Below are 3,376 nucleotides of genomic sequence, written 5' to 3'. Positions count from 1 at the left end.
GAAGATCGTTCGCAGCATTGTCGAACTGTGCCGCAACCTCGAACTCAGTTGTGTGATCGAAGGCGTGGAGACCGATCGACAAGCGGCCGTCCTCGCCGAGCTCGGCTGCAGCTTGATGCAGGGCTATCACTTCGGCAAACCTGCTCCCATGAACGCGAGCACGATGCAGCCGCTATCGACCGCCGCCGCTTGTGGCGTCTAAGGGAATCGCGGCTGCAGCGGGTTGACCGGCGGATGCGGCTGTCGGCGTCTCTTCAATTCGGCGGAAGATCAACGCCGCGATGAGGGTGATGACGCCCACACAGACAAAGCTCATGCGGAACCCAAAGCTGGCCGATCCCGATTGATCGGCAAACAGCTTGACCAGCGTGCCGCCGATCGATACGCCCAGGCCCATCGCCAGCATCTGCACCATCGAAAAGAGACTGTTGCCCCCTCCGGCGTCTTCGTGCGAGAGCCCTTTCAGCGTCACGCTGTTCATCGCGGCGAACTGCATCGAATTGGCCGCCCCGAAAATCGCCAGCACGACGATCGCGACAATGGTCGGCGTAGCCTGAGAAATCAGTGCGAACGCAACGATCGAAGCACCGACGATGACTGTGTTGACCAACAAGAAGGTGCCGTAACCATAGCGGCGGATCAACGGTGCGATCCAGCGTTTGGCTACCGCGCCCGAGAGCGCGGCGGGCAACATCATCAAGCCGGAATGCAACGGCGTGTAGCCGAGTTGGAGTTGCAGCAGCAACGGCACCAAAAACGGCACTGCGCTGGTTCCGATCCGGCAGACGAGATTTCCGGTCAACCCCACGCTGAAGTTAGGCTCCCGAAACAGCGAGAGCTTGAACAGTGGATTGCGGCGGCGGCGCGCATAGGGCACATAGGCCAGCGCGGCAATGAGCCCCAGCATGAACAGCGCGAGCGACCACGCGGCGCGATGCGATTGCGTCGGCGCATCGACGGCAAGCGAGAACGCAATCATGCATAGCGAGAGCAGCGCGCAGCCGGCCAGATCGAACCTTGGGGCCGAGCTGCCGTTCGCGCTTGGCAAATAGCGGTAGACGGCAATCAACCCCACCGCGCCGATCGGCACGTTGATCAGAAAGATCCAATGCCACGAGGCGGCTTCGACGAACCAGCCGCCAAGCGTGGGCCCCACGATCGGGCCCACCTGCCCCGCGATGGAAATCAGCGCGAGCGCCGAGACATATTGTTCGCTGCTGACGGCACGCAACACGGCCAGCCGGCCAATCGGCAACAGCATGGAGCCGCCGACGCCTTGCAGCACACGAGCGATCACCAATTGCGCGAGCGTATGCGCGCTGGCACAGCACAGCGAGCCGAGCACGAAAATCAGGATCGCGCAGAAATAAACGCGGCGCGTGCCGAAGCGATCGGCGAGCCAGCCGGAGGCGGGTGTGATCGTCGCCATGGTCAGCGTGTAGGCGACGATGGCCCACTGCATCGCCAGGGGGCGGACACCCAGGCTATGGGCGATGGACGGCAGCGCAGTGTTGACGATCGTCGTGTCCAGCGCCTGCATAAAAAATCCCGTGGCGACGATCCACAACAGCGCGGTATGGCTTGATTCTTTGCTCATTCTGGAGTGCTCGAGTGCGTGGCCGCCGCGGAGGACCGCAGGCGATGCAACGCAATCCTTGGAAACCCGATCATGATATTGGAATCGGTTTCAATCGAGAACCCCACTAACGGCATTGACTGTTATCGGCATTGCCGATAACAATCGCGTCATCATGCTCAATCCTGTCTGGTTGAAATCGTTCGCGACTGTCTCGGCGTGCCAAAGCTTCACGGAGGCGGCACGGCAGTTGGGTCTGACTCAGTCGAGTGTCAGCGAACATATTCGTCGTCTCGAAGAGGCGGTCGGCCGGCGCCTATTGGTGCGCGACACGCACTCGCTCGCGATGACGGTCGATGGGGAGGCGATGCTTGCTCATGCCGGGGTGATCTTGCAGGCGTTGAATCGCGCCGAGTCGCAGTTCCGCGGCCCGCGGTTGAAGGGGCGGGTCCGGCTGGGGTCATCCGATGACATTGCGCTTGGCCCGCTGCCTACGGTGCTGGCTGCGTTTCGCAATGCGCACCCCGATGTCGAACTCGAAATCGTCATCGGCATGACGGGGCGGCTTTATGAATTGCTCGACGCTGGGTCGATCGATTTGATGATCGGCAAACGACGGCTCGGTGATAAGCGCGGCGTTCCGTTGTTTACGGGGCGGCTCGAATGGATCGCGCGGACGGGTACCCTCGTCGATCTTGAACAGCCGTTGCCGTTGATCCTTGTGGCCGAGCCTAGCGTTACACGCGCGGTCGTGCTCGATGCGCTGGCGGAGACCGATTTTCGCTGGCAGGTCGTTTGTACGAGCAGTAGCCACTCGGGTTGCGTCGCGGCGGCGCGCGCGGGGCTCGGCATTACCGTTCGTGCGCAATACTTGTCGGGGCGGGGGTTGTCGCAACCGGTGAATGCTGCCAGCCTTCCTGCCCTGCCCGACATCGAATTCATCGCGCTAGCGGCGAAGCGGCTCAGTCGTCCCGCACAGACGCTCCTGCAATTGCTCAATGAGAGCGATCTGCGAGGGTCTTGGGTGGGGGAGTGATGGGGGCGCGATTTCCCAGCACAGTCTCGATTCCGCGACGCACGAGCGTCAGGACATCGTCCCGGATTGTGAGCGTCGCGATGCGATGTCGGGCACGCGTGGAAATGAAACAGGACGAAGGGGACGAGAAGTCATCCATGCAACAATCCGGAGAGCCCGCCTTTTGATAGCGCCGAATTGTAAGCACCCCGACGCAGCCTTCCCTCGGTTTCATCGCCCCTTGAGCAGTCGCGCGCACCTCGACTACCGCACCATGCAGCGTCAACACTGAGTGCCCCGGTTTTCCTTGCTGAAGCTGAGGCGACGGGCCAGTGACTGCCAGACACATCGGGCGGTAGTCGGCCATGATGCGTCGTTCGCCCTTGTGGTCAGGCAGACAACGCAGCGTCGGCTCAGCATCACTTCGCGGCCGTTCATTTCGCGCCAATCCACGTTTCGTCGCGGATTTCAGAACACTAACGTTGCTGCCTGCCGCCTTCTGCCGCCGGGACGATGTTGACGATCCCGGTGCCGATTTCACCGTCCTCTGTTCGAACAATTTGAAGCGTTATCTTCGACAGGAATTTGGAGGGAGTTGCAGTCCACCGGATCAGGGGAATCTTCTCGTCCCCGCCTGGAATGTTGTCTACACCAGTGTGCTGCGCCTGCAGGAGATCTTGAATGACGCCAGCGGCGAGATCTGGAACGCTTAGCAGATCGTCCAGAAAGCTTTTGGTCTCCAACGACTTGCCAAATCGAACATGCTTGAAGCGGCGAGCCATGTA

At 61.2% G+C, this 3,376-nt stretch carries 4 protein-coding genes; 2 read left to right on the top strand and 2 right to left on the bottom strand.

The window, feature by feature from the left end:
* Positions 1-202: EAL domain-containing protein (locus ACTHL0_RS21895; RefSeq protein ID WP_440568998.1), on the top strand; the 202-nt coding region annotated here is incomplete at its 5' end.
* Here the strand turns inward: ACTHL0_RS21895 and mdtD are convergent.
* Positions 173-1,597, bottom strand: a complete 1,425-nt coding sequence (gene mdtD / locus ACTHL0_RS21890) for a multidrug transporter subunit MdtD (protein ID WP_440568997.1) — start codon at positions 1,595-1,597, stop codon at positions 173-175. The two genes, ACTHL0_RS21895 and mdtD, sit on opposite strands and share 30 nt — an antisense overlap.
* A 154-nt stretch (positions 1,598-1,751) precedes the next feature.
* Here mdtD and ACTHL0_RS21885 point away from each other — a divergent pair, with 154 nt between their 5' ends.
* On the top strand, positions 1,752-2,612 hold the full coding sequence (locus ACTHL0_RS21885) for a LysR family transcriptional regulator (protein ID WP_440568996.1): 861 nt from the start codon (positions 1,752-1,754) through the stop codon (positions 2,610-2,612).
* Between the two features lie 455 nt (positions 2,613-3,067).
* On the opposite strand, the gene ACTHL0_RS21880 is transcribed toward ACTHL0_RS21885, so the two are convergent.
* Positions 3,068-3,376: hypothetical protein (locus ACTHL0_RS21880; RefSeq protein WP_440568995.1), on the bottom strand; the 309-nt coding region annotated here is incomplete at its 5' end.

This window comes from Trinickia sp. (assembly GCF_051961175.1).
GTDB lineage: Bacteria > Pseudomonadota > Gammaproteobacteria > Burkholderiales > Burkholderiaceae > Trinickia.
This window is presented reverse-complemented; position numbering and strand designations above follow the sequence as displayed.

Excerpts from the sequence above, each read along its gene's own strand:
- mdtD (WP_440568997.1), bottom strand. The coding sequence starts at position 1,597 with ATGAGCAAAGAATCAAGCCATACCGCGCTGTTGTGGATCGTCGCCACG.
- ACTHL0_RS21885 (WP_440568996.1), top strand. The coding sequence starts at position 1,752 with ATGCTCAATCCTGTCTGGTTGAAATCGTTCGCGACTGTCTCGGCGTGC.